At 74.2% G+C, this 21499-nt stretch carries 15 protein-coding genes and 1 pseudogene; 10 read left to right on the forward strand and 6 right to left on the reverse strand.

Annotated elements, in window-relative coordinates; all coding sequences use genetic code 11:
• The 4 genes and pseudogenes from cyc2 to IE249_RS14185 form a co-directional block, all read left to right on the forward strand.
• A pseudogene (cyc2, locus tag IE249_RS37205) lies at positions 1–970 on the forward strand (germacradienol/geosmin synthase Cyc2); the annotation flags it as partial.
• Between the two features lie 22 nt (positions 971–992).
• On the forward strand, positions 993–1631 hold the full coding sequence (locus IE249_RS14175) for a PDZ domain-containing protein (protein ID WP_308434343.1): 639 nt from the start codon (positions 993–995) through the stop codon (positions 1629–1631).
• A gap of 511 nt (positions 1632–2142) precedes the next feature.
• On the forward strand, positions 2143–3270 hold the full coding sequence (locus tag IE249_RS14180) for an aminopeptidase P family protein (RefSeq protein WP_189705165.1): 1128 nt from the start codon (positions 2143–2145) through the stop codon (positions 3268–3270).
• Between the two features lie 47 nt (positions 3271–3317).
• Entirely contained in the window at positions 3318–4316 is a 999-nt protein-coding gene (locus IE249_RS14185) for an aminoglycoside phosphotransferase family protein (protein WP_189705166.1), read from the forward strand.
• Between the two features lie 61 nt (positions 4317–4377).
• Here IE249_RS14185 and treZ read toward each other — a convergent pair whose 3' ends face one another.
• Positions 4378–6132 carry a malto-oligosyltrehalose trehalohydrolase gene (gene treZ / locus IE249_RS14190; protein ID WP_189705167.1) on the reverse strand — a complete coding sequence of 585 codons (1755 nt, stop codon included), beginning with the start codon at positions 6130–6132 and terminating at the stop codon, positions 4378–4380.
• Between the two features lie 173 nt (positions 6133–6305).
• Here treZ and IE249_RS14195 point away from each other — a divergent pair, with 173 nt between their 5' ends.
• The 3 genes from IE249_RS14195 to IE249_RS14205 all read left to right on the forward strand — a co-directional run bounded on the left by IE249_RS14195 (position 6306) and on the right by IE249_RS14205 (position 8829).
• Positions 6306–6857, forward strand: coding sequence for an FHA domain-containing protein (locus tag IE249_RS14195; RefSeq protein ID WP_189705168.1), 552 nt, complete (start codon positions 6306–6308; stop codon positions 6855–6857).
• Positions 6858–7053: 196 nt separating this feature from the next.
• Positions 7054–8361 (forward strand): M14 family zinc carboxypeptidase, encoded by a 1308-nt coding sequence (locus IE249_RS14200; RefSeq protein WP_373304384.1) that lies wholly within the window; start codon positions 7054–7056, stop codon positions 8359–8361.
• Positions 8362–8403: 42 nt separating this feature from the next.
• Positions 8404–8829 (forward strand): SSI family serine proteinase inhibitor, encoded by a 426-nt coding sequence (locus tag IE249_RS14205; protein WP_189705169.1) that lies wholly within the window; start codon positions 8404–8406, stop codon positions 8827–8829.
• A 38-nt stretch (positions 8830–8867) separates the two neighbouring features.
• Here IE249_RS14205 and IE249_RS14210 read toward each other — a convergent pair whose 3' ends face one another.
• The 3 genes from IE249_RS14210 to glgX form a co-directional block, all read right to left on the reverse strand.
• Positions 8868–10118 carry a M14 family zinc carboxypeptidase gene (locus IE249_RS14210; RefSeq protein WP_189705170.1) on the reverse strand — a complete coding sequence of 417 codons (1251 nt, stop codon included), beginning with the start codon at positions 10116–10118 and terminating at the stop codon, positions 8868–8870.
• A 294-nt stretch (positions 10119–10412) separates the two neighbouring features.
• Positions 10413–12773, reverse strand: a complete 2361-nt coding sequence (treY, locus tag IE249_RS14215) for a malto-oligosyltrehalose synthase (protein ID WP_189705171.1) — start codon at positions 12771–12773, stop codon at positions 10413–10415.
• Between the two features lie 94 nt (positions 12774–12867).
• Positions 12868–14976 carry a glycogen debranching protein GlgX gene (glgX, locus tag IE249_RS14220; protein ID WP_189705172.1) on the reverse strand — a complete coding sequence of 703 codons (2109 nt, stop codon included), beginning with the start codon at positions 14974–14976 and terminating at the stop codon, positions 12868–12870.
• 343 nt (positions 14977–15319) lie between these two features.
• On the opposite strand from glgX, the gene IE249_RS14225 reads away from it, so the two are divergent.
• Positions 15320–16558, forward strand: coding sequence for a DUF5919 domain-containing protein (locus tag IE249_RS14225; protein ID WP_189705173.1), 1239 nt, complete (start codon positions 15320–15322; stop codon positions 16556–16558).
• Positions 16559–16664: 106 nt separating this feature from the next.
• Positions 16665–17387, forward strand: coding sequence for a 3'-5' exonuclease (locus IE249_RS14230; RefSeq protein WP_189705174.1), 723 nt, complete (start codon positions 16665–16667; stop codon positions 17385–17387).
• 25 nt (positions 17388–17412) lie between these two features.
• On the opposite strand, the gene IE249_RS14235 is transcribed toward IE249_RS14230, so the two are convergent.
• Both IE249_RS14235 and IE249_RS14240 read right to left on the reverse strand, forming a co-directional pair.
• A complete protein-coding gene (locus IE249_RS14235; RefSeq protein ID WP_189705175.1) occupies positions 17413–18276 on the reverse strand; it encodes a phosphotransferase enzyme family protein in 864 nt (287 codons plus the stop codon).
• Between the two features lie 151 nt (positions 18277–18427).
• Entirely contained in the window at positions 18428–20671 is a 2244-nt protein-coding gene (locus tag IE249_RS14240) for an MMPL family transporter (RefSeq protein ID WP_189705176.1), read from the reverse strand.
• A 422-nt stretch (positions 20672–21093) separates the two neighbouring features.
• Between IE249_RS14240 and IE249_RS14245 the strand changes: the two genes are divergently transcribed.
• A partial coding sequence (locus IE249_RS14245) for a DUF1697 domain-containing protein (protein ID WP_229858425.1) occupies positions 21094–21499 on the forward strand: 406 nt, incomplete at its 3' end.

The following is a 21499-nucleotide window of genomic DNA, read 5'->3' on the forward strand; positions in this document are numbered from 1 at the left end:
GCTCGCCGAGTGGTGTCACCGCATGGGCATCCTCGCCGAGGGCGTCTGGGACGAGGACAGGCTCGCCGCCTGCGACCTCGCGCTGTGCTCGGCCGGCCTGGACCCGGACGCCACCCCTGAGGCGCTCGACCTCAGCGCGCACTGGCTGGCCTTCGGCACCTACGGCGACGACTACTACCCCCTGGTCTACGGGCACCGCCGCGACCTGGCCGCCGCCAAGGTGACCACGGCCCGTCTGTCGGCCTGCATGCCCGTCGACGGCGAGGAGGCGCTCGTCCCCGTCAACGCCATGGAGCGCGCCCTGACCGACCTGTGGGCGCGCACGACCGCCGAGATGACCCCCGACCAGCGGCGCACCCTGAAGGGCGCGATCGACGCGATGACCGAGAGCTGGGTGTGGGAGCTGTCCAACCAGCTTCAGAACCGCGTCCCCGACCCCGTCGACTACCTGGAGATGCGGCGCGCCACCTTCGGCTCCGACCTCACCCTGAGCCTGTGCCGGATGGGACACGGCCCGGCCGTACCGCCCGAGGTCTACCGCACCGGCCCGGTCCGCTCCCTGGAGAACGCGGCCATCGACTACGCCTGCCTCCTCAACGACGTCTTCTCGTACCAGAAGGAGATCGAGTACGAGGGCGAGATCCACAACGCGATCCTCGTCGTGCAGCACTTCTTCGGCATCGACTACCCGGCCGCGCTCTCGGTCGTGAACGACCTGATGACCCAGCGCATGCGGCAGTTCGAGCACGTCGTGGCCCACGAACTGCCTGTCCTGTACGACGACTTCGAGCTGTCCGAGGAGGCACGCCTCGCCATGGCCGGCTATGTCCTCGACCTGCAGAACTGGATGGCCGGGATCCTCAACTGGCATCAGCGGGTGGACCGTTACAAGGCGGACTGGCTGGCCCGCCGCGCCCATGTCTTCCTTCCGGACCGGCCGCCCGTCCCGGCGGCCCTGCCGGTCGGCTGACGGGCCCGGCAGAGAGAGGCGAGTGGTGGAACGGACCGCGTTGCGTCCCAAGCCGATGCCCGGCCGGGACCCCGGCGGGGGCGCCGAGCGCGGGGGCGCCCGGCTGCCCCACCCCGCGCGCCGGCGCGGCCGGCGGCTCCTGACGGCCCTGGCCTGCGTACTGGCGGGGCTGGTCCTGCTCCTGTCGGGCATCGGTATCGGCGCGGTGGGCACCGCGCTGATCGGCACCGGCCAACTGGCCCGGCTGGAGCGGCAGATGGGCTTCCGGGGGTCGGGCGGGGACGTCTGGACGCCCTCGTCCGGCCCGGCGGGCGCACGGGCGGGCGCACCGGCGGGCGTGGGGTCCGGGTCCGCCGCGGCCCCGGGCGACACGCGGGCCCGGGTCCCGGCCCCGGTGGGCCCGGAGCTCGGCATCGAGGCCGTCGACGACCCGGAACCGGGCGCACGGGTCGTCGGGGTGCACGTGCCCGGCCCCGGCTACTCGGCCGGGCTGGTCCGCGGCGACGTCATCCTGAGGTTCGGCGCCACCCGGACCGGCTCGGCGGCCGGCCTCGCCCGCGCGGTCGCCCGGGCCCGCCCGGGCCGCGAGGTGACCCTGACCGTACGGCACCGCAACGGCACCCAGCAGCGCCTGCCCGCCACACCGGGCATCACGACCTGACGCGGCAGCCCACTGCCACCCGGGCGTCACGATCTGACGCCGCCGCGCGATGCTGCCCGGGTGTCACGGTCTTGCGGGCCTCGGCCGATGTTGCCTGGGTGTCACGGTCCGGCGCCGTCGGCCGATGCTGCCCGGGCGTCACCACCTGGCCCGGCTGCCCGATGTTGCCTGGGTGTCACGGTCCGGCGCCGTCGGCCGATGCTGCCCGGGTGTCACGGCCTGGCGCCGCGGGCCGATGCTGCCCGGAGGTCACCACCTGGCCCCGCTGCCCATTGCCGCCCAGGTATCGCCACCCGGCCCCGTCGCCGTGGTCCCGTCGCTCCTTGCTGCCCGGGCGACGGCATGGTCTGCGGCTCCTTGGTCACGAACGCGGAAACCGCTGGTGGAGGGTGAGCCCGGGGGAGAGGATGGTCCCGTGCCCGGGGCGGGACCGGCTCGCGCGGCCCCGCACGGCCGGGCAGGATGCTGCCCGTAGTCCCTCACCGCATGTCGAGCCGCCTGGGAGGCCCGGATGACCGGCACCGCGCCCGCGCCCTTCACCGCCGACGACTACCGGGTCCGGATGGCGCGCGCCGCCCGGGCGGCCGAGGACGCCGGACTGGCCGGGCTGCTGGTCGCGCCGGGACCCGACATGGTCTGGCTCACCGGCTACGCGCCCACCGCCGACACCGAACGGCTCACGCTGCTCGTGCTCGCCCCCGGGCGCGACCCCGTGCTCGTCGTGCCCACCCTGGAGGCCCCCGACGCCGCCGGGGCCGCCGGCGCGTCCGCCCTGACCCTGCGCGACTGGACCGACGGCAAGGACCCCTACGCCGTCACCGCCGCGCTGCTGGACTCCTCGGGCCGCTTCGGCATCAGCGACAACGCCTGGGCGATGCACCTGCTGGGCCTGCAGAAGACCCTGCCCGGCACCTCGTACGCCTCCCTCACCGACGCCCTGCCCATGCTGCGGGCGGTGAAGGACACGGCCGAGCTGGAACTCCTCGCGGCGGCGGGCGCGGCGGCCGACCAGGCCTTCGAGGAGATCCGCAAGGTCCCCTTCGCGGGCCGCCGCGAGTACGAGGTCGGCGCCGACCTCGCCGGGCTGCTGCGGGCCTTCGGCCACTCCCGGGTCGACTTCACCATCGTCGGCTCCGGCCCCAACGGCGCCAACCCGCACCACGAGATGGGCGACCGTCTCATCGAGCGCGGCGACATGGTCGTACTCGACTTCGGCGGCCTGAAGGACGGTTACGGCTCCGACACCACCCGCACCGTCCACGTCGGCGAGCCGACCGAGGAGGAGCGCCGGGTGCACGACATCGTGCGCGAGGCGCAGGAGGCCGGCTTCCGGGCGGTGCGTCCCGGCGTCGCGTGCCAGGAGGTCGACCGGGCCGCCCGCGCGGTCATCGCCGAAGCGGGGTACGGCGAGTACTTCATCCACCGCACCGGCCACGGCATCGGCGTCACCACGCACGAGCCGCCGTACATGATCGAGGGTGAGGAGCAGCCCCTCGTGCCGGGCATGTGCTTCTCAGTGGAGCCCGGGATCTACCTGCCCGGGCGCTTCGGGGTGCGCATCGAGGACATCGTCACCGTGACGGAGGACGGGGGCCGCCGCCTCAACGACACGACCCGCGAGATGGTCATAGTGGACTGACCGACCGGCAGCACCCACCCCGCAACCGACACCCACACGGCGCGACGATGACCCAGGCACCGACACCCACCGCGGACACGGTCCGCAGACTGGTCCGCACCCTGCTCGAGGACGCCCCGGCCACCGGCACGGTCACGGGCACGGCGGCCGGACTCGACGTCCGGCCCGTAGCCGAGGACGGCGCCCACCGGACCTGGTGGGTCGGCGCCCGCCATGTGCTCCACCTCGCCCCGGACCGCGAGGCCTCCCTGCGCCGGCGCCGAGAACTGCGGCTGCGCGAGATCGTCCGCCCCCACCTGCCGGTCGCCGTCCCGGTGAGCGTCGCGCACGGCGACTGGGCGCCCGGACTGACGTACACCCTGGACACCAGGATCCCCGGCGGCACGGCCGCCGAGCACAAGGTGTCCGCGCTCGGCGAGGACGACCTGGCCGGGCTGCTCGCCGGGCTGCGCCAGGTGCCCGCCCGCCAGGCCGGGACGCTCGGCGTCCCGCGCACCCCGCCGCGCTCGCTGGAGGCGCTGCGCAGGATGGCCGTGCACGCCGCCGAACGCCTCGGCGCCGCCGACGAGTTCGACCCCGCGCGCACCGCCCAGCTCACCCCGCCCGCCGCGGCCCAGCTCGCCGCCCAGCCCGGCACCGCGGTGCTCGTCCACCACCGGCTCAGCGGTGACCACCTGGTGATCGGCGCCGACGGCCGCGTGCGCGGTGTGCTCGACTGGACCGGCGCGGTGGTCGGTGACCCCGCCGAGGACATCGCCGGGCTCGCCCGCGCCGTGGGTTCCCCCGCCGCCGTGCGGGCCGCCACCCTCGCCGGCTACGGCGCCCGGCCCTGTCTGCGCGGCCTGTGGCTGGCCCGCTGCGACACCGTGATCCACCTCGCCGACCGCGTCGACGGCCGCACGGACGCGCCCCTGCCGGCCCTGAGGACCGAGCTGAGGCACGCCTGGGAAGCCATCCTCCTGGAACGGGTCACGGAGTTCCGCGAGGACGACCGCGACGACAAGGACGACGACGACACGGAGAACGGCGAGAGGGGCGAGGAGTAGACGGGCCCGGACGCCGGGGGCGTAGGCGAGCCGGGAACTCCGGGGCGGCCCGGCCGTCGGCTCAGGGCTGCGCCAGTACCACGCACGACCGTCCCGGCACGTGCAGCACCCCGTCGGCGTCCGGCGGCTCGACCGGCTCCCAGGCGGCGAGGACCTGTGCCGGGCGGGTGCCGAGGGGAATCGCCGCGGGCTTCTCGCCGAGGTTGACCGCCACCCGTACGTCCCCGCGCCGGAAGGCGAGCCAGCGGGCCTCCTCGTCGTAGGCCACCTTGGTGTCGGCGAGATCGGGGTCGGTGAGGTCGGGCTGCTCGCGCCGCAGTGCGGTCAGCGTGCGGTACCAGGCCAGCACGCGCGCGTGCGGTTCGCGCCCGGGCTCCGACCAGTCCAGGCAGGAGCGGTCCCGGGTCGCCGGGTCCTGCGGGTCGGGCACGTCCTCCTCGGCCCAGCCGTGCGCGGCGAACTCCCGCCGCCGGCCCCGGCGCACCGCCTCGGCCAGCTCCGGGTCGGTGTGGTCGGTGAAGAACTGCCACGGCGTGCCCGCCGCCCACTCCTCGCCCATGAACAGCATCGGCGTGAACGGCGCGGTCAGCGTCAGCGTGGCCGCGCAGGCCAGCAGCCCGGGGGAGTCGGCCAGCAGCATGGACAGACGGTCGCCCTGCGCCCGGTTGCCGACCTGGTCGTGGGTCTGGGTGTAGCCGAGCAGCCGGTGCCCGGCCACCCGTGCGCGGTCCAGCGGGCGGCCGTGCCGGCGGCCCCGGAAGGAGGAGTACGTCCCGTCGTGGAAGTAGCCGCCGGTGAGGGTCTTGGCGACCGCGGCGAGCGGGGCCCGTCCGAAGTCGGCGTAGTAGCCCTGGGACTCGCCGGTCAGCGCCGAGTGCAGGGCGTGGTGGAAGTCGTCGTTCCACTGGGCGTTCAGGCCCAGGCCGCCTTCCGCGCGCGGGGTGATCAGCCGAGGGTCGTTCAGGTCCGACTCGGCGATCAGGAACAGGGGGCGGGCGAGGTCCGCGGCGAGCGCGTCCACGGCCGTGGACAGCTCCTCCAGGAAGTGGCACGCGCGCGTGTCCACCAGCGCGTGCACCGCGTCCAGCCGCAGCCCGTCGATCCGGTAGTCGCGCAGCCAGGCCAGCGCGCTGCCGGTGAGGAAGTCCCGCACCTCGTCCGAGCCGGGCGCGTCCAGGTTGACCGCGACGCCCCAGGGGGTGTGGTGGGTGTCGGTGAAGTACGGGCCGAACAGCGGCAGGTAGTTGCCGGACGGGCCGAGGTGGTTGTGCACCACGTCCAGCACCACGCCCAGGCCCAGCTCGTGCGCCCGGTCGACGAAGCGTTTCAGCCCCTCCGGGCCGCCGTACGGCTCGTGCACCGCCCACAGCGACACGCCCTCGTAGCCCCAGCCGTGCGTGCCGGGGAAGGGGCACACGGGCATCAACTCCACGTGAGTGACGCCCAGTTCGACCAGGTGCTCCAGGCGCTCGGCGGCCGCGTCGAAGGTGCCCTCGGAGGTGTACGTGCCGACGTGCAGCTCGTAGAGCACCGCGCCCGGGAGCGGACGGCCGCCCCAGTCGTCGGTGCGCCAGATGTGACGCGCGTGGTCGACGACCGCGCTCGGGCCGTCCGGTCCGTCCGGCTGCCGCCGCGAGCGCGGGTCGGGCAGCACGGGCCCGCCGTCCAGGGCGAAGCCGTAGCGCGAGCCGTCCTCCGCCTCCGCCTCACCGGTCCACCAGCCCGTACGTTCCGGATCGCGCTCCAGCGCGTACGTGGCGCCGTCGCACTGGAGCGTCACACGGCCGGCCTGCGGTGCCCACACCTCGAACTGCACGGACGGTTCCCCTTCGTCTGCTCACCGTGATGTAGCCCCTCCATCGTCCTCCAAACGAGATCAATCCGCTTTCGCATCGGCCCTTTTGCGGCGGGTGTCGCCGGATGCGCGTACCCGGTCACCGTTTCCGGGATTTCTGGACACCCGGGGTCCGCTGACCGACAATCACCAACGTGACGTCGTCCTTCGAGTTCCACACGTACCCCGCGCGGCCGTCCGACGCGGAGCGCGACAAGGCGCTCAGGGTCCTCCATGACGGCGTCGCCATGGGCCGCCTGTCGCACGACACGTTCGTCCGGCGCATGGAACTGGCGCTGGCCGCGCGGCGCGCGGACGAGCTCGCGGCGCTCACCTCCGACCTGCCCACCGAGAGCCGGGTGGCCCGTCTGGTGTTCGGCACCGTGGAGGCGGTCTCCGGCTTCACCGTACGGCTGCGCAGGGCCTGGCAGGCCGAGCGGCTGCCCAAGCTGCTGCTGCCCGTCCCCGGCAGCGGCCATCCCCTGCGGATAGGGCGCGACCCGGCCAGCGGGCTCAGGCTCACCCACGAGACGGTCTCCCGCGTCCACGCCGAGCTGCGCCACCAGGGCGGGATGTGGGTCCTGCGGGACCTCGGCTCGACCAACGGCACGACCGTCAACGGACGGCGGGTGATCGGGGCGGCCGTGGTGCGCGAGGGCGACCAGGTCGGCTTCGGGCAGGTGTCGTACCGGCTCCACGCGGGCTGAGGCGCGCGCCGCCGGCGGCCCCGGCCGCCCCTGGCCCGGGCATCACCCAGCGGGTGGGGTCAAGTCCCTTTTCGGACGGTGGTGTTGACGAACCCGCCAACTCGTGACTGACTGTGCGTACACCATCTACATGTGGTGAACCGGCGGTACCGCATCGTGGAGGTGTGCCCTGACGCCACTCCACCGTTATCCGTCCGTGGACGAGCTGGCCGCCCGCGCCGCCGCACTCGTCGCCCGCCATCCCCGCCACGCCCGGCTGCGCCGGGTCGGCGCCTCCCGCGCGGGCACACCCCTGTGGCTGCTCTCCGCCGGGCACGGCGACCGGCAGGCCCTCGTGGTCGCCGGGCCGCACGCCAACGAACCCGTGGGCGGGGCCACCGTCCTCCGGCTGGCCGAGCGGGCCCTGGCCGACCCCCATCTGCGCGAGGGCGCGGACATCACCTGGAACCTGCTGCTGTGCCTCGACCCCGACGGCTCCCGCCGCAACGAGGACTGGCTCGGCGGTCCCTACACGCTCGGCCACTACTTCCGCAGCTTCTTCAGGCCGGGCTTCCTGGAGCAGCCCGAGTGGCTGCCCGACGGGGCCGCGGCGGCCGCGCTGCCGGAGACCCGCGCGCTGCTCGGCCTCCAGGACGAGCTGCGGCCCTTCGTCCAGTGCTCGCTGCACGGCGTCGACGTGGGCGGCGGCTTCGTCGAGCTCACCCGCGACCTGCCCGGCCTCGCCCAGCGCGTCGCGCACGCCGCCGCCCGCCTCGGCATCCCGCGCGAGCTCGGCGCGTACGACTGCCTGTACTGGCCCCGCCTCGGACCCGCCGTCTACCGGATCCCGCCGCCGCGCCACGGCGACCTGGCCGCCGCCATCACCGAGGCGGCCGTGGAGTCCACCTGGTACCACCCGCACCGCTACGGCACCCTGTCCGCCGTGGTGGAGGCGCCCATGTGGGGGGTGGCCGCCGTGGCGGACGGCTCGGCGCCCGCCGACCGGGACGCGGTGCTGCGCGCCGTCAGCCGCACCCTGCGCGAGGACGCCCGCCTGCTCGAACGGCTCCTGGCCCGGGCCCGGCCGCACCTCGCCGGGGTCGCGGACGCGGACCGCCTGCTCGCCCCGGTGGACGACTATTTACTGGTCTGCCCCGGACTCGCCGACGCCTGGGACCCCGACAGCGGCGACGGCACGGACCGCCCGCTCCCACCGCTGACCACCGCCCACCTGACCGCCCTGCGCATCGCCGGACGGCGGCTGGCGCTGCGCACCGCCGGGCTGCTGCACCGCCTCGTGCGCGCCGCCGGCCACGACCCGGCCGGCGTCCTGCCCGAGCTGGACCGGCTCATCGAGGAGCGCTGCGCCGACTACCGCGACGGACTGGGCGCCCGCTGGATCCCGGTCGCCCGCCAGGCCGAGTACCAGACCCGGGTGGTCCTGGCCGCCTGCGAGCTGGCCGCCCGTCGCGCCCGCCCGCCCGAGCCGGCCCGGCCACGCCCGCGGGTGCTCCCGTTCGGGTGAGGCGGGCTGCGGCCGGGGAGGGCGTGTGCCGATGTACCGGGAATGAAACACTTCACCAAGGCGGCGACGGGCCGTCTGCTGCGCGGTACGACGGCGGCGGCCGTCCTCCTTCTCGCCGGGGCCGTCCCGGCCCAGGCGGCCCACCGGCACCTCGAACAGGGCGACTGGCTCTACGTCACCGTCACCCACGGCGACGTCCCTTCCGGTGACGCCCGCGGCACCCTGCTGACGTGCGACCCGCCCCAGGGCCACGCCCACGCGTCCGAGGCCTGCGGCGAACTGCGCTCGGCGCGCGGCGACATCCGGGGCATCCCCCACAAGGACGTGTTCTGCTCGATGATCTACGCCCCCGTCACGGTCGAGGCCAGGGGCCAGTGGCAGGGCCGCGCCGTCGACTACACGGAGACCTTCGCCAACTCCTGCGTGATGAGGGCCCGCACCGGCGAGGTGTTCGCGCTGGACGCCTGACGCGCCGGCCCGCCGCGGTCCGCGGTCGGCCCGCCGCCTCAGACGCCCAGTTCGCGGGCGTGGCGGGCCGCCGCCACCACCGTACGGCTCTGGTGCTCCGTCTGGTGCTCCAGCGGGACCCAGCGGGCCCGGAAGCGGTGGGCGAAGGACTCGCTCCAGGCCGCGACCAGCCGCTCCAGCCGCGGCGCGGCACGGTCGTCGGCCTGGCGCAGCACCCGCAGCAGCATGGCCGCCGCCCGCAGTGGCAGCCGCCGGCCGAAGGCGTCCACGCTGCCGACGTAGGCCATCGTGGTGTCGGCCGGCGGGGTGTGGATCCAGTCCGCCGCGAGCCCCGGCACCAGGCTCAGCCCCCACTTCGCGGCCCGCAGCAGCGGCCCGTCGGCGCCCTGCAGCCGGGGCAGCGCGTCCGCGAGGACCAGCTCCACCTCCCGCGCGTCGCTCAGCAGCCGCCGCGCCAGCCGCCGTATCGCCGCCGCCGGCGCGGGGTGCGGAGCCGGGTCGTCGACCAGGTCGCTCGCCCACATCGGCACCTCCACCACGGCGGTCAGACCGCCGTAGCGGTGCGCGTGGTACCAGGTGCTGTGCCGCGCGTCGTCCGGCATGCTCGGGTACGCGGCCCCGGCGCCCGGCGACGGCATCACCCGCACCCCGGGCCCGGAGACGGCCCAGCCCGCGGCGTCGGAGGCGCCTGTCTCCACCGGGATGTGCAGCTCCGCCGCGGACTTTCCGAAGGGTTCCGCGAGCCCGGGCACGTCCCTGGTCAACTGCACCCAGCTGCCGCCCAGATCGGTGCCGTGCAGCGTCACCTGGAGGTAGGGCCGCAGCGTGTCGATGACCCCGGTCAGCGCGCGCGTCTCGGGCGGCAGCCGGTCCGGCGGCAGCACGGACGGCGACCACTCCGGCTGCTCGGGCCCGGCGGGCCGGAAGAAGCCGAGGTGGTAGTCGAGCAGGCTGCGCGGCGCCGGGGTCACGTGCAGGCTCGCGCCGTCGGGGTCCGCGCACAGCAGGAAGTGCCAGGACGTGTCGGCCCGCAACCACCGCTCTTCCAGGACGCGGTGGGCGAGCGCGAGGAGGGTGGACCCTCCGGCCGGCTCGTTGGCGTGGGCGCCGGCCACCACCAGGACGGCCCGCGGGGCGTGCCCGACCGACAGCAGGTGCAGGGGTCTGCCCGCGCGGGAGACGCCCACCTCCTGCAGGGCGCACAGGTCCGGCCGGTGCGCGGCCACCGCCCGGGCGGCGGTGACCAGTTCGGGAACGCTGGGGTAGCGCAGCTCCGGCAGGAGACTCACCCCCGACTTGTCCGCCCTGCTTCGCACTCCGCAGTACCCCACGGCCTCTGTGAACTGTCAAGTACACCCAGCAGAGGCCGCCTGGAGCCGCCCCGAGGCGTCCAGAAGCCACCCGAGGCGCCCAGCACCCTCCGGGCGCGCCGGAGCACCCCCCGAACGCGCCCGCACCCGCGCTCACCGCCCCCGGTGGGTCTCGCGCGCCCGGGGCCCTCCGGGACGCCCGTTGCGCGCCCCGGTAAGTGCCCGCCGCCCGGCGGGTCTCCCGCCTCCGGCCGGTCTCATCCCCGGCGGGTGTCACCGCCCCGGGTCGTCCGGCATCCGTTCCAGGAGGGCCACCGGCAGGGTCTCGAACAGGGCCGCCGCGCGCGCGTGGGTCTCGAACTCACGGCCCGGCGTCAGTGTGTCCGCCCACCGGCCCGGGGGCAGCGGCAGCCGGGTGTCCCGCCAGCCGCCCGCCCGCTCCAGCCGCAGCGACAGCCGTGTCACGGCCGTCACCACCTCGCCGGAGCGCGTGAACGCCGCGCAGTGGTCCGCCGCCGGGCCCTCGGCCGTCAGCGGGGCGTACGTCGCCCGCGCGCCGAACACCTCCGGCCGGCGCGCCCGCAGCCGGAGCGCCGCCGCCGTCACCGCGCCCTTGTCGCCGGGGTCCGCCGGCGGGAACCGCACCGGACGCCGGTTGTCGGGGTCCACCAGGGCCCGGTACTCGGCCTCCGTGCCCTGGTACAGGTCCGGCACGCCCGGCATCGTCAGATGCACCAGGGCCGTCCCCAGGACGTTGGCCCGGATGTGCGGCTCCAGTGCGCCGCGCAGGGCCGCCACCCGCTCGCCCGGCGCCCCGCACGGCCCCTCGTCGACGAACCGCGCCACGGCCTCCTCGTACGGCGGCTCCTGCTCCGTCCAGCTGGTGTGGAGGCCCGCCTCGCGCACATGCTTCAACAGCGCCTCCCGCACCCGCCCCGGCTCGGCCGGGCCGAGCCCGAACACCGTCTGCCAGGCCGCCCAGGCGAGCTGCCCGTCCGGCACGTCCTCCTCGTCGCGCGCCACCTCCTGGAGCAGCGCGGCCCACCGCTCGGGGCACTCGGTGAGCACCGCGAGCGCGGCCCGCACGTCGGCGCTGCGCTTGGTGTCGTGCGTGGAGACCACCGTCCCGCCCACCGGCCAGTCGCGCTGCACGCGCGCGCAGTACGCGTGGAAGTCCTCCGGGGACACCGCCGGACGCCCGGGGTCGCCGCCGACCTCGTTGGCCGACAGCAGCGGCACGTACCGGTAGTAGGCGGTGTCCTCCACGGACTTCGCGCGCAGCGCGGAGGCGGCCTGCGCGAACCGGGTGCGCAGCTCCACGGCGTCGCCGCCCCCGGCCCGCCCGAGCAGCAGATCCCGTACGACGTCCACGGCCTCGCCCTCCTCGGGCACCGCGAAGGCGAGGCGGGCCCGGTCCGCGGCCTCCCGGGTGAGCACGGCGGAGGCGTCGGTCGAGGCGTAGGGCCGGTAGACCTCCAGGCGGACCAGCAGCTCGCGCAGCGCGGTGCGCAGCGCCCAGGGGGCGCGGTCGCGCAGCGCGGGGTCCGGCGCGGTGGTGCACACCCGGCCGGCCACCCGGGTCAGCCGCTCCGTCTCGGCGGCCAGCTCGTGCGTGATCACCTTGTACGCGGCCCGCCGCACCGTCGGCGCCCAGTCCCCGCCCCGGTCGGTCTGCGGGGCCGCGCAGCGCCGGTACAGGGCGAGCAGTTCCTCCGCCCCGGCCGGGTCGGTGAACAGGCCGTCGACGTGCCGGAGGGCGTCGTAGCCGGTGGTGCCGGCCACCGGCCAGGAGGGCGGCAGGTGCTCGCCGTCCGAAAGGATCTTCTCCACGACCGTCCAGCGGCCCCCGGCCGCCTCGTGCAGCCGGGCGAGGTAGGCGTCGGGGTCGGCGAGACCGTCCGGGTGGTCGATGCGAAGACCGTCGACCACCCCCTCGCGCAACAGCTGGAGGACCTTGGCGTGGGTCGCCGCGAAGACCTCCGGGTCCTCCACGCGGACCCCGATCAGCTCCGAGATGCTGAAGAAGCGCCGGTAGTTGAGCTCGGTGCGGGCCAGCCGCCACCAGGCGAGGCGGTACCACTGCGCCTGGAGCAGCTCGGGCAGCGGCAGGCCGGCGGTGCCCTCCCGCAGCGGGAAGGCGTGGTCGTGGTAGCGCAGGACGTCGCCGTCCACCTTCAGCGCGCCCGTCTCCTTGCCGACCGGCCGGCCCAGCACCGGCAGCAGCACCTTGCCGTCCTGCGCCTCCCAGTCGATGTCGAACCAGCGCGCGTACGGCGAGGCGGGGCCCTCGCGCAGCACCTCCCACAGGGCGCGGTTGTGGCGCGGGGCCATGGCCATGTGGTTCGGCACGATGTCCAGGACCAGGCCGAGCCCGTGCTCCCGCGCGGTGTGCGCGAGGGCGCGCAGGCCGTCCTCCCCGCCGAGCTCGGCGCGCACCCGCGCGGGGTCCACGACGTCGTAGCCGTGCGGGGAGCCCGGCACGGCCTCGAGCACGGGGGACAGATGCAGGTGGGAGACGCCGAGCGAGGCCAGGTACGGCACGGCCTTCGCCGCGGCCGTGAACGGGAACTCGGGCTGGAGCTGGAGCCGGTAGGTGGCCGTGGGCACGACGGGTGCGGAGCGCTCGGGTGTCATGGAGACCTACGTACCCCCCGCACCGCCTTTCGTGTCACCGCCCCGCCCCGTGCCCGTACGGCCACCCGCGCGGGCCGCTCCCCTCACCCGATCGCTACGCCGGGCGGCGCAGTACCGTCAGGCTGCGGTCGGCCAGCGCGAGCCGGTCCCCGGCCTGGACCTTCGCGCCGGTGCCCGCCGGGACGCCCTCCTCGCGGGCCGTGTCGACGATCACCTCCCACTGGCGGCCGTGGTCGACGGGGACCACGAAGTCCAGCCGCTTGGGCGCCGCGTTGAACATCAGCAGGAAGGAGTCGTCGGCGATCCGCTCCCCGCGCTGTCCCGGCTCCGAGATCGCGTTGCCGTTGAGGAACACGGTCAGCGCGGAGGCCTGTGCCGAGTCCCAGTCCCGCTGGGCCATCTCCTTGCCCTCCGGGGTGAACCAGGCGATGTCCGACAGGTCGTCGTGGGTGCCCTCCACCGGCCGGCCGTGGAAGAAGCGGCGCCGGCGGAAGACCGGGTGCTCCCTGCGCAGCCGCGCCATCGCCCGTACGAAGTCGAGCAGCCCGCCGCCGTCCTCGGGCCAGCGCACCCAGGACAGCTCGTTGTCCTGGCAGTAGGCGTTGTTGTTGCCGTTCTGGGTGCGCGCGAACTCGTCGCCGTGGCTGATCATGGGCACGCCCTGGGACAGCATCAGGGTGGCGACGAAGTTGCGCATCTGCCGCGCCCGCAGCCGCAGCACCTCGGGGTCGTCGCTGTCGCCCTCGGCGCCGCAGTTCCAGGACCGGTTGTGGCTCTCGCCGTCCCGGTTGTCCTCGCCGTTGGCCTCGTTGTGCTTGTCGTTGTACGACACCAGGTCGTGCAGTGTGAAGCCGTCGTGGCAGGTCACGAAGTTGATCGAGGCCAGCGGGCGGCGGCCGTCGTCCTGGTAGAGGTCGGAGGAGCCGGTCAGCCGGGAGGCGAACTCCGCGAGCGCGCGCGGCTCACCCCGCCACAGGTCCCGCACGGTGTCGCGGTACTTGCCGTTCCACTCCGTCCACAGCGGCGGGAAGTTCCCCACCTGGTAGCCGCCCTCGCCGACGTCCCAGGGCTCGGCGATCAGCTTCACCTGGGAGACCACCGGGTCCTGCTGCACCAGGTCGAAGAACGACGACAGCCGGTCCACCTCGTGGAACTGCCGGGCGAGCGTCGCGGCGAGATCGAAGCGGAAGCCGTCGACGTGCATCTCGGTGACCCAGTAGCGCAGCGAGTCCATGATCAGCTGGAGCACGTGCGGCGACCGCATGAGCAGGGAGTTCCCGGTGCCCGTGGTGTCCATGTAGTAGCGCGGGTCGTCGGTGAGCCGGTAGTAGCGCGGGTTGTCGATGCCCTTGAAGGACAGCGTGGGGCCCAGGTGGTTGCCCTCGGCGGTGTGGTTGTAGACCACGTCGAGGATGACCTCGATCCCGGCCTCGTGCAGCGCCCGGACGGCCGACTTGAACTCCAGCACCTGCTGGCCGCGGTCGCCCCAGGAGGCGTAGGCGTTGTGCGGGGCGAAGAAGCCGATCGTGTTGTAGCCCCAGTAGTTGTTCAGGCCCATGTCCACCAGGCGGTGGTCGTTGACGAACTGGTGTACGGGCATCAGCTCCAGTGCGGTGACCCCGAGCTCGGTCAGGTGCTCCAGGATCGCCGGGTGGGCGAGCGCCGCGTAGGTGCCGCGCAGCTCCTCGGGCAGCCCCGGGTGCCGCATGGTGAGGCCCTTGACGTGGGCCTCGTAGATCACCGTCTCGTGGTAGCCGCGGCGCGGCGGGCGGTCGTCGCCCCAGTCGAAGTACGGGTTCACCACGACCGAGGTCATGGTGTGCGGGGCCGAGTCCAGGTCGTTGCGCCGCCCGTGGTCGTCGAAGTGGTAGCCGTACACCTCCTCCCCCCACCGCACGGAGCCGCTGATCGCACGCGCGTACGGGTCGAGCAGCAGCTTGGCGGAGTTGCAGCGCAGCCCGCGCTCGGGCGCGTACGGACCGTGCACCCGGAACCCGTACCGCTGCCCCGGCATCACACCGGGCAGGTACGCGTGCCGGACGAACGCGTCGCTCTCCCGCAGCTCCACCGCCGTTTCCGAGCCGTCGTCGTGCAGCAGACACAGCTCTACTCGGTCCGCGGCCTCCGTGAAGACCGCGAAGTTGGTGCCGGCGCCGTCGTACGTGGCGCCGAGCGGATACGCCTCTCCAGGCCAGACCTGCATGGACACGACTCTTTCAGGTGTGCGGCGCCGCCGGTGGCGCCTCGCCTTCCGAGTCTCCCGGAAAGTGGGTGAACCACCTAGGAACCGCGGGTCGCGGGCCGGTCCGGCGCGGGCACCGGACCCGGACCGGCCCCGGCGCCCGCGCCGGAGCGGCCCCGGACGGTGCTTGGTCAACATCATGATTCCCGTCACTGGGCCGGTCACGCGGAAGCGGAACGGGTGCGTACGCGGCGGAAGTTGGGAAAGGAGCTGTGCATCCGGCTGCACCGCGCGCCGCTCCCGGAGTACCCTTCCTTGATCGTTGGGACGGGGAAGGCTCGGGGGAGCGGAAGGCGGTGCACGGGTGGGCTCGGGAGGCCTGGAGCTGCCCCCTGGTGACGAGGGTCACGAGGGGAACTCCGCAGACGTCCCGCCCGGCGCGGTGTCCCTGGCCCGGCCGATGGGCGCCGGCGCCATCGGACCGGAGCTGGACTGGGGGCCCGACGCCTGGCGCGAGGTGCGCACGCGCGCCCAGCGGGCCGGCCGGGCCTACATCTGGCTGAACCTCGTCGAGCAGCGGCTGCGCGCCGTCGTGGCCGCCGTCCTGCGGCCCGTCTACGAGCCCGTGCACGGCGACGACTGGGTGGTGGCCGCCGCCGGACCGGCAGGCCAGGAGTGGGTGCAGCGCGCCGTCGCGGTACGCGAAGTCAGCCGCCGCAAGGGCTACTTGCTCGACCCGGCCGATGACAACGTGATCAGCTTCCTCACCCTGCCCCAGCTGCGCGAGCTGATGGTGCAGCACTGGCCCTGCTTCGAGCCGTACATAGACGAGCGCAGGGACGTCGAACTCGCCCTGGACGAGCTGGAGGTGACCCGCAACGTCGTCTCCCGCAACCGGGCGCTGTCCGAGGCGGTGCTGGGGCAGGCCGAGCGGGCCTCGGCCCGCCTGCTCGAGATCCTCGGCACCGGCGGCGACGTGCCCTCCGCCCGCCGGCTGCCCGTCGACGCGGTCGAGAGCCTCGTCGGCGACCGGTACGCCGACGTGGTCGCCGTGCACCCGGACCGGGTGCGGCTGCTGCGGCAGTTCCCGGCCGAGGACATCTTCGGCGGCGCCCGCCGGCTGGACGCCATCGGCATCGGCCTCAACCTGCTGGTGCAGAACTTCTCCGGCCGCCGCCTGGTCCGCCTGGCCGAGTCGGGCGCCCGGGTGCGGCTGCTGTTCCTCAACCCCGCCTCCAGCGCCGTCAAGCGCCGCGAGCGCGAACTCGGCCTCAAGCGCGGCGAGCTGAGCCGGTCGGTGGAGATGAGCATCCTGCACATGCGCCGGGTGCGCTCCCGGCTGCGCGACCCGGGCGCCTTCGAGATCCAGGTCTACGACGAGACCCCGCGCCTGACCGCCTACCTCGTGGACGGCGACGGCACCGACGGCATCGCGGTGGTGCAGTCCTATCTGCGGCGCAGCCGGGGCATGGAGGCGCCGGTGTTCGTCCTGCGCAACGGCAGCAAGGTGGTCAAGTCGAACGAGGTGGGCGAAGGCGGGCTTTTCGCCGCCTACCGCGAGGAGTTCGAGATGATGTGGGCCGATTCGCGCCCGGTGTCCTGACGGGTGGTGCGGTGGGCGGCGAGCGGAACGCCGTCCGCTGATTGTCAGTGGCGCATGCGATCGTTACGACCACTGGGGGAAAGCACCACCGAGAAGGGGGGCCGCCATGGGCTGGCACCGTGAGCTGCTGATCGGCTTCGACCTGGAGACGACCGGAACCGACCCGCGCGAGGCGCGCATCGTCACCGGCGCCGTGATCGAGGTCAGGGGAGGGGAGCCGGCCGGGCACCGCGAGTGGCTGGCCGACCCGGGCGTGGAGATCCCGCCGGACGCGGTCGCCGTCCACGGCATCAGCAACGAACGGGCGGCGTCCGAGGGCCGTCCCGCGGACCGGGTGGCGGACGCCATCGCGGACGTGCTGACCGGCTACTGGAAGACGGGCGTACCGGTGGTGGCGTACAACGCGGCCTTCGACCTGACCCTGCTCTCCGCAGAACTGCGCAGACACGGGCTGCCCTCGCTCAGGGACCGCCTCGGCGGCGCGGAGCCCGGCCCGGTCGTCGACCCGTACACCATCGACCGCTGGGCCGACCGCTACCGGCCCGGCAAGCGCACCCTGCAGGCGGTGTGCGGGGAGTACGGCGTGGTCCTCGACTCGGCGCACGACGCCTCGGCCGACGCCCTCGCCGCGGCCCGGCTGGCCTGCGCGATAGCCGCCCGCCATCCCAAGGTCGCCGCACTCGGCCCGGCGGAACTGCACCGCCGCCAGATCGAGTGGTACGCCGCCTGGGCGGCCGACTTCCAGAACTTCCTGCGCCGCAAGGGGGAGACGAGCGCGGTGATCGACACCGCCTGGCCACTGCGCGAACCGGCGGACGAGCCCGTGTGACCCCCGGCCGGCCGGCGGCAGGCCGTCAGAAGGGGTGCCAGCGGACCTGGGGGTCGTCGTCGCGCAGGGAGGCCACCCGGCGCCGGAACTCGGCCAGGGCCGTGGGGTTGCCCGGGGTGTGCTGGGCGACCCAGGCGCAGCTGGCCGTCTCGCGGGCGCCGCGCAGTACCGCGCAGCCCTCCCACTCGCGTACGTCCCAGCCGTAGGCCTCGGTGAAGGCGTCGTAGTCCCCGGCGGGCAGGCCGTAGCGGTCGCGGGAGAGGGCCATGACCACCAGGTCGTGCTCACGCAGGTCGGCGGAGAAGGTCTCCAGATCGACCAGGACCGGCCCGTCCGGACCGACGTGGACGTTGCGCGGCAGCGCGTCGCCGTGGATCGGGCCGGGCGGCAGACGCGGGGTGAGCGCGGCGGCGGCCGCCGCGAAGCCGTCGCGGCGCTCGCGCAGATACGCGGCGTCCGCCGGGTCGATCGCCTCGCCCGCCAGCCGCAGCCAGCGCTCCACACCGCCCAGCAGCTCGCGGGGCGGCAGTCCGAAGCCGGGGGAGGGCAGGGAGTGGACGATCCGCAGCAGTCCGGCCAGGTCCCGCGGCCCGGCGGGACGCACCGGGTCGGGCAGCCGGTGCCACACGGTCACCGGGTGCCCGTCCACCAGCAGCGCCTCGGGCTCGGCGGCGCGCACCGCCGGGACGCCCGCGTCGGCCAGCCACAGCGCGATCCGCAGCTCGCGCCGGGCGCGGTCGAGCAGTTCGGCGTCGCGGCCCACCTTCACGACGAGTGACCCGGCGGCGAACACCGCGTTCTCGCCCAGGGCGAGGAGCCGGGCGTCCCGCGCCGGGCCGGGCAGTACGCCCGCCGCGGCCAGTACGTCCCGCGCCCTTGCCTCGTCCATCGTCCGCCTCCGTCGTTCCCGTCCGTGCCGTGCTGTACCGGTCGACGGTCAGTGTCGCATTCGCGCAGGTGGGCGGTGGAAACGGGCGGGGCCCACCGGCTCCCCGAAGCCGGCGGGCCCCGATCCACCGACCGGCGGAGGACCGGAGAGGTCAGACCCTCAGCCGCTCGTCCTCCCTCGGCGCGGGCGGCGCGGCCATCGCCTCGGGCGACTCGTCGTGGGTGAGGTCGGGCAGCCGGTGCAGCCACTTGGGCAGGTACCAGTTGCGCTCGCCCAGCAGGGCCATCACGGCCGGCAGCAGCACGCCCCGGATCACGGTCGCGTCGATCAGCACCGCGGCCGCCAGGCCCACACCCATCTGCTTCATCGACTGCATGGACAGCGTGCCGAAGATGGCGAACACGGCGACCATGATGACCGCGGCGCTGGTGACGACACCGGCGGTGGTGACCACACCGTGCTGGATGGCGTCCCGGGTGCCACGGCCGCGCATCCGGGCCTCGCGGATCCGGGAGACCACGAAGACGTGGTAGTCCATCGACAGGCCGAACAGGATCACGAACAGGAACAGCGGCAGCCAGGTGACGATCGCGCCGACGCCCTCCGCCCCCACCAGGGACGCGCCCCAGCCGTGCTGGAAGACGGCGACGAGGATGCCGTAGGCCGCGCCCACCGACAGCAGGTTGAGTAGGATCGAGGTGATCGCGACCGTCAGCGAGCGGAACGACAGCAGCATCAGCAGGAAGGCGAAGACCACCACGAAGGCGAAGACCGGGACGACCGAGCCGACGAGCTGGTCGTTGAAGTCGTGCGAGCCGGCGACCTGTCCGGTGACCGGCGCCTGCAGTCCGTCCACCTTGCCGAGCGTGGCGGGCCGCACCTCGTCGCGCAGCTTCTCCAGGCTCTTGGTGGCCCGGTCGGAGTCGGAGCCGCCGACCAGCGGCACGGAGACGAGGGCGACGTTCTGCGCCGCGTGCACCTTCACGTCGACCGGGCCGCGCGAGGCGCCCGAGGAGATCGCCCGCTCCTTGAAGTCCGCCAGCGCCTGCCGGACCTCGGGCGAGCCGATGTCCTTGGCCCGCACGACCACCTGGGCCGGCTCGGAGCCGCCGGGGAAGGCGTCGTTGAGGCGGTTGTAGGTCTGCACGATGGGCAGCGAGTTGCCGAACTCCTGGTCCAGCGTCAGCTGCGAGGTCTTCATGCCGAGCGCGGGCGACGCGACGGCGAGCAGCGCGCCGACCGCCACGACCACGGAGACCACCGGCCGCGCGAGGACACCGCGCAGGACGGCCGTCCAGAACCGGCTCTCAGTGCTGTTCCTGGTCCGGCGGCGCAGGAAGGGGATCCGCCCCTTCTCCACCCGCTCGCCCAGCAGCGACAGCAGCGCCGGCAGCACGGTGACGGAGCCGACCATGGCGACCGCGACCACCATCAGCGAGGCCAGACCCATCGCCTCGAACTCGGCGAGCCCGGTGAAGAGCATGCCCGCCATCGCCACGCACACCGTGACACCGGAGACGATGATCGCGCGGCCGCTGGTGGCGGCGGCGATGCGCAGCGCGGTGCCCGCGTCCCGCCCCGCGGCCCGCTCCTCGCGCTCACGGCGCAGGTAGAACAGGCAGTAGTCGACGCCGACCGCCATGCCGACCAGCAGCATCACCGAGTTGGCGGTGTCGCTCATCGGCTGCAGGTGGCTGACGATGCCCATCAGGCCCATCGTCGCCATGATCGCGGTGATCGCCAGCGCCACCGGCAGCAGCGCGGCCACCAGCGCGCCGAAGGCGATCAGCAGGATGCCGAGGGCCACCGGCACGGCGGAGTACTCGGCCTGCTGGAAGTCGTCCCCGAAGGCGTCCGCGTACTGCTTCTGCATGCTCGCGCCGCCGATCTCCTCGATCCGCAGCGCCCCGTGGTCCTTCTGCACGCCCGCGACGGTCTTCAGCACCGGCTCGACGCGGTCCTTGGCGGTGTCGGCGTCACCGCGCATGTCGAACTGCACCAGCGCGCTACGGCCGTCGCGCGAGATGGTCTTCGTGTCGTAGGGCGAGGTCACGTCGGTGACCCGGCCGGTGGCGCGGACGGCCTCCACCACATCGGTGACGGCGGCCCGGAAGGCGGCGTCCGTGGCCTTCGTGGTGCCGTCCTTCGCCTGGATCAGCACGGTCTCGCTCGCCGGCTGCTTGATCCCGGCATCGTCGATGATCTTCGCTGCGGTGTGCGTCTCGCCCTTGAGCTGGTCGCTCTCATTGACGTCCACCCGGCCCGCCGCCGAACCGAGTCCCATAGCCAGGACGACGAACAGCACCCATATGCCCACGGCCGCCCATCGGTGGCGGGCGCTCCAGCCGCCGGCCCGTGCGGCCAGGCCCCGCACCCGTGTGTCTCCGTTCCCCATGACGGGCTTGTCCCCTCCAGGTCCCCCGCGACGACGAGACCTTGTGCGCGGCGGCGGCCCCCTGCCGCCACCTTCCACATCGAAGGTATGGCCGGCGTAAGTCCATCTCGTCGTGCTGCCCGGTGAAGCGCAGCGGCCCGGGCTCCTCCCTGGGGTCCGCGGCTCCTCCGCACTGAGAAGGACCGTGGGCCCTTACACCTATCCGCCGCTCTCCGGGACGGGGATCAGGGTGTCCGTTCCGCCGGAAGCGCTCGGCTTTGGGATTACGAAACCTTGTTGAACAAGTCACAGCCGCGTGGAGGAGTTGATCCGGGCGCGCCGATCCGCCAAGGTTTCGTCGTCCCGGCCGCGCGGCCGGACGGCCGTCGTGCCCGCCCCCACGGGGCACGACGGCCGCTTTTCGCGGCGCCTATCGTGGGCGCATGACGACGTACGCGGCGCTGTTGCGCGGAATCAACGTGGGCGGGGGCCGGAAGGTCCCGATGGCCGAGCTGCGCGCCCTGATCGAGGAACTCGGACACACCGGCGTCCGCACCCATCTGCAGAGCGGCCAGGCCGTGTTCACCGCCGGGCAGGGCGACGAGGACTCGCTGGCCGCGGAGCTGGCGGCCGCGATCGAGAAGCGGTTCGGGTTCCCGGTGGACGTGATCGTGCGCGACCACGCCTATCTGCGCGCGGTCGCCGAGGCCTGCCCGTTCCCGGCCGCGGAGCTGGCTCCCAAGCAGCTGCACGTCACCTACCTCTCCGCGCAGCCCGACCCGGAGCGGTACGCGGCGATCGGCCAAGCCGCGTATCTGCCCGAGGAGTTCCGCCTCGGCGACCGGGCGG

The sequence above is a fragment of the Streptomyces anandii JCM 4720 genome, from assembly GCF_014650655.1.
Lineage (GTDB): Bacteria > Actinomycetota > Actinomycetes > Streptomycetales > Streptomycetaceae > Streptomyces > Streptomyces anandii.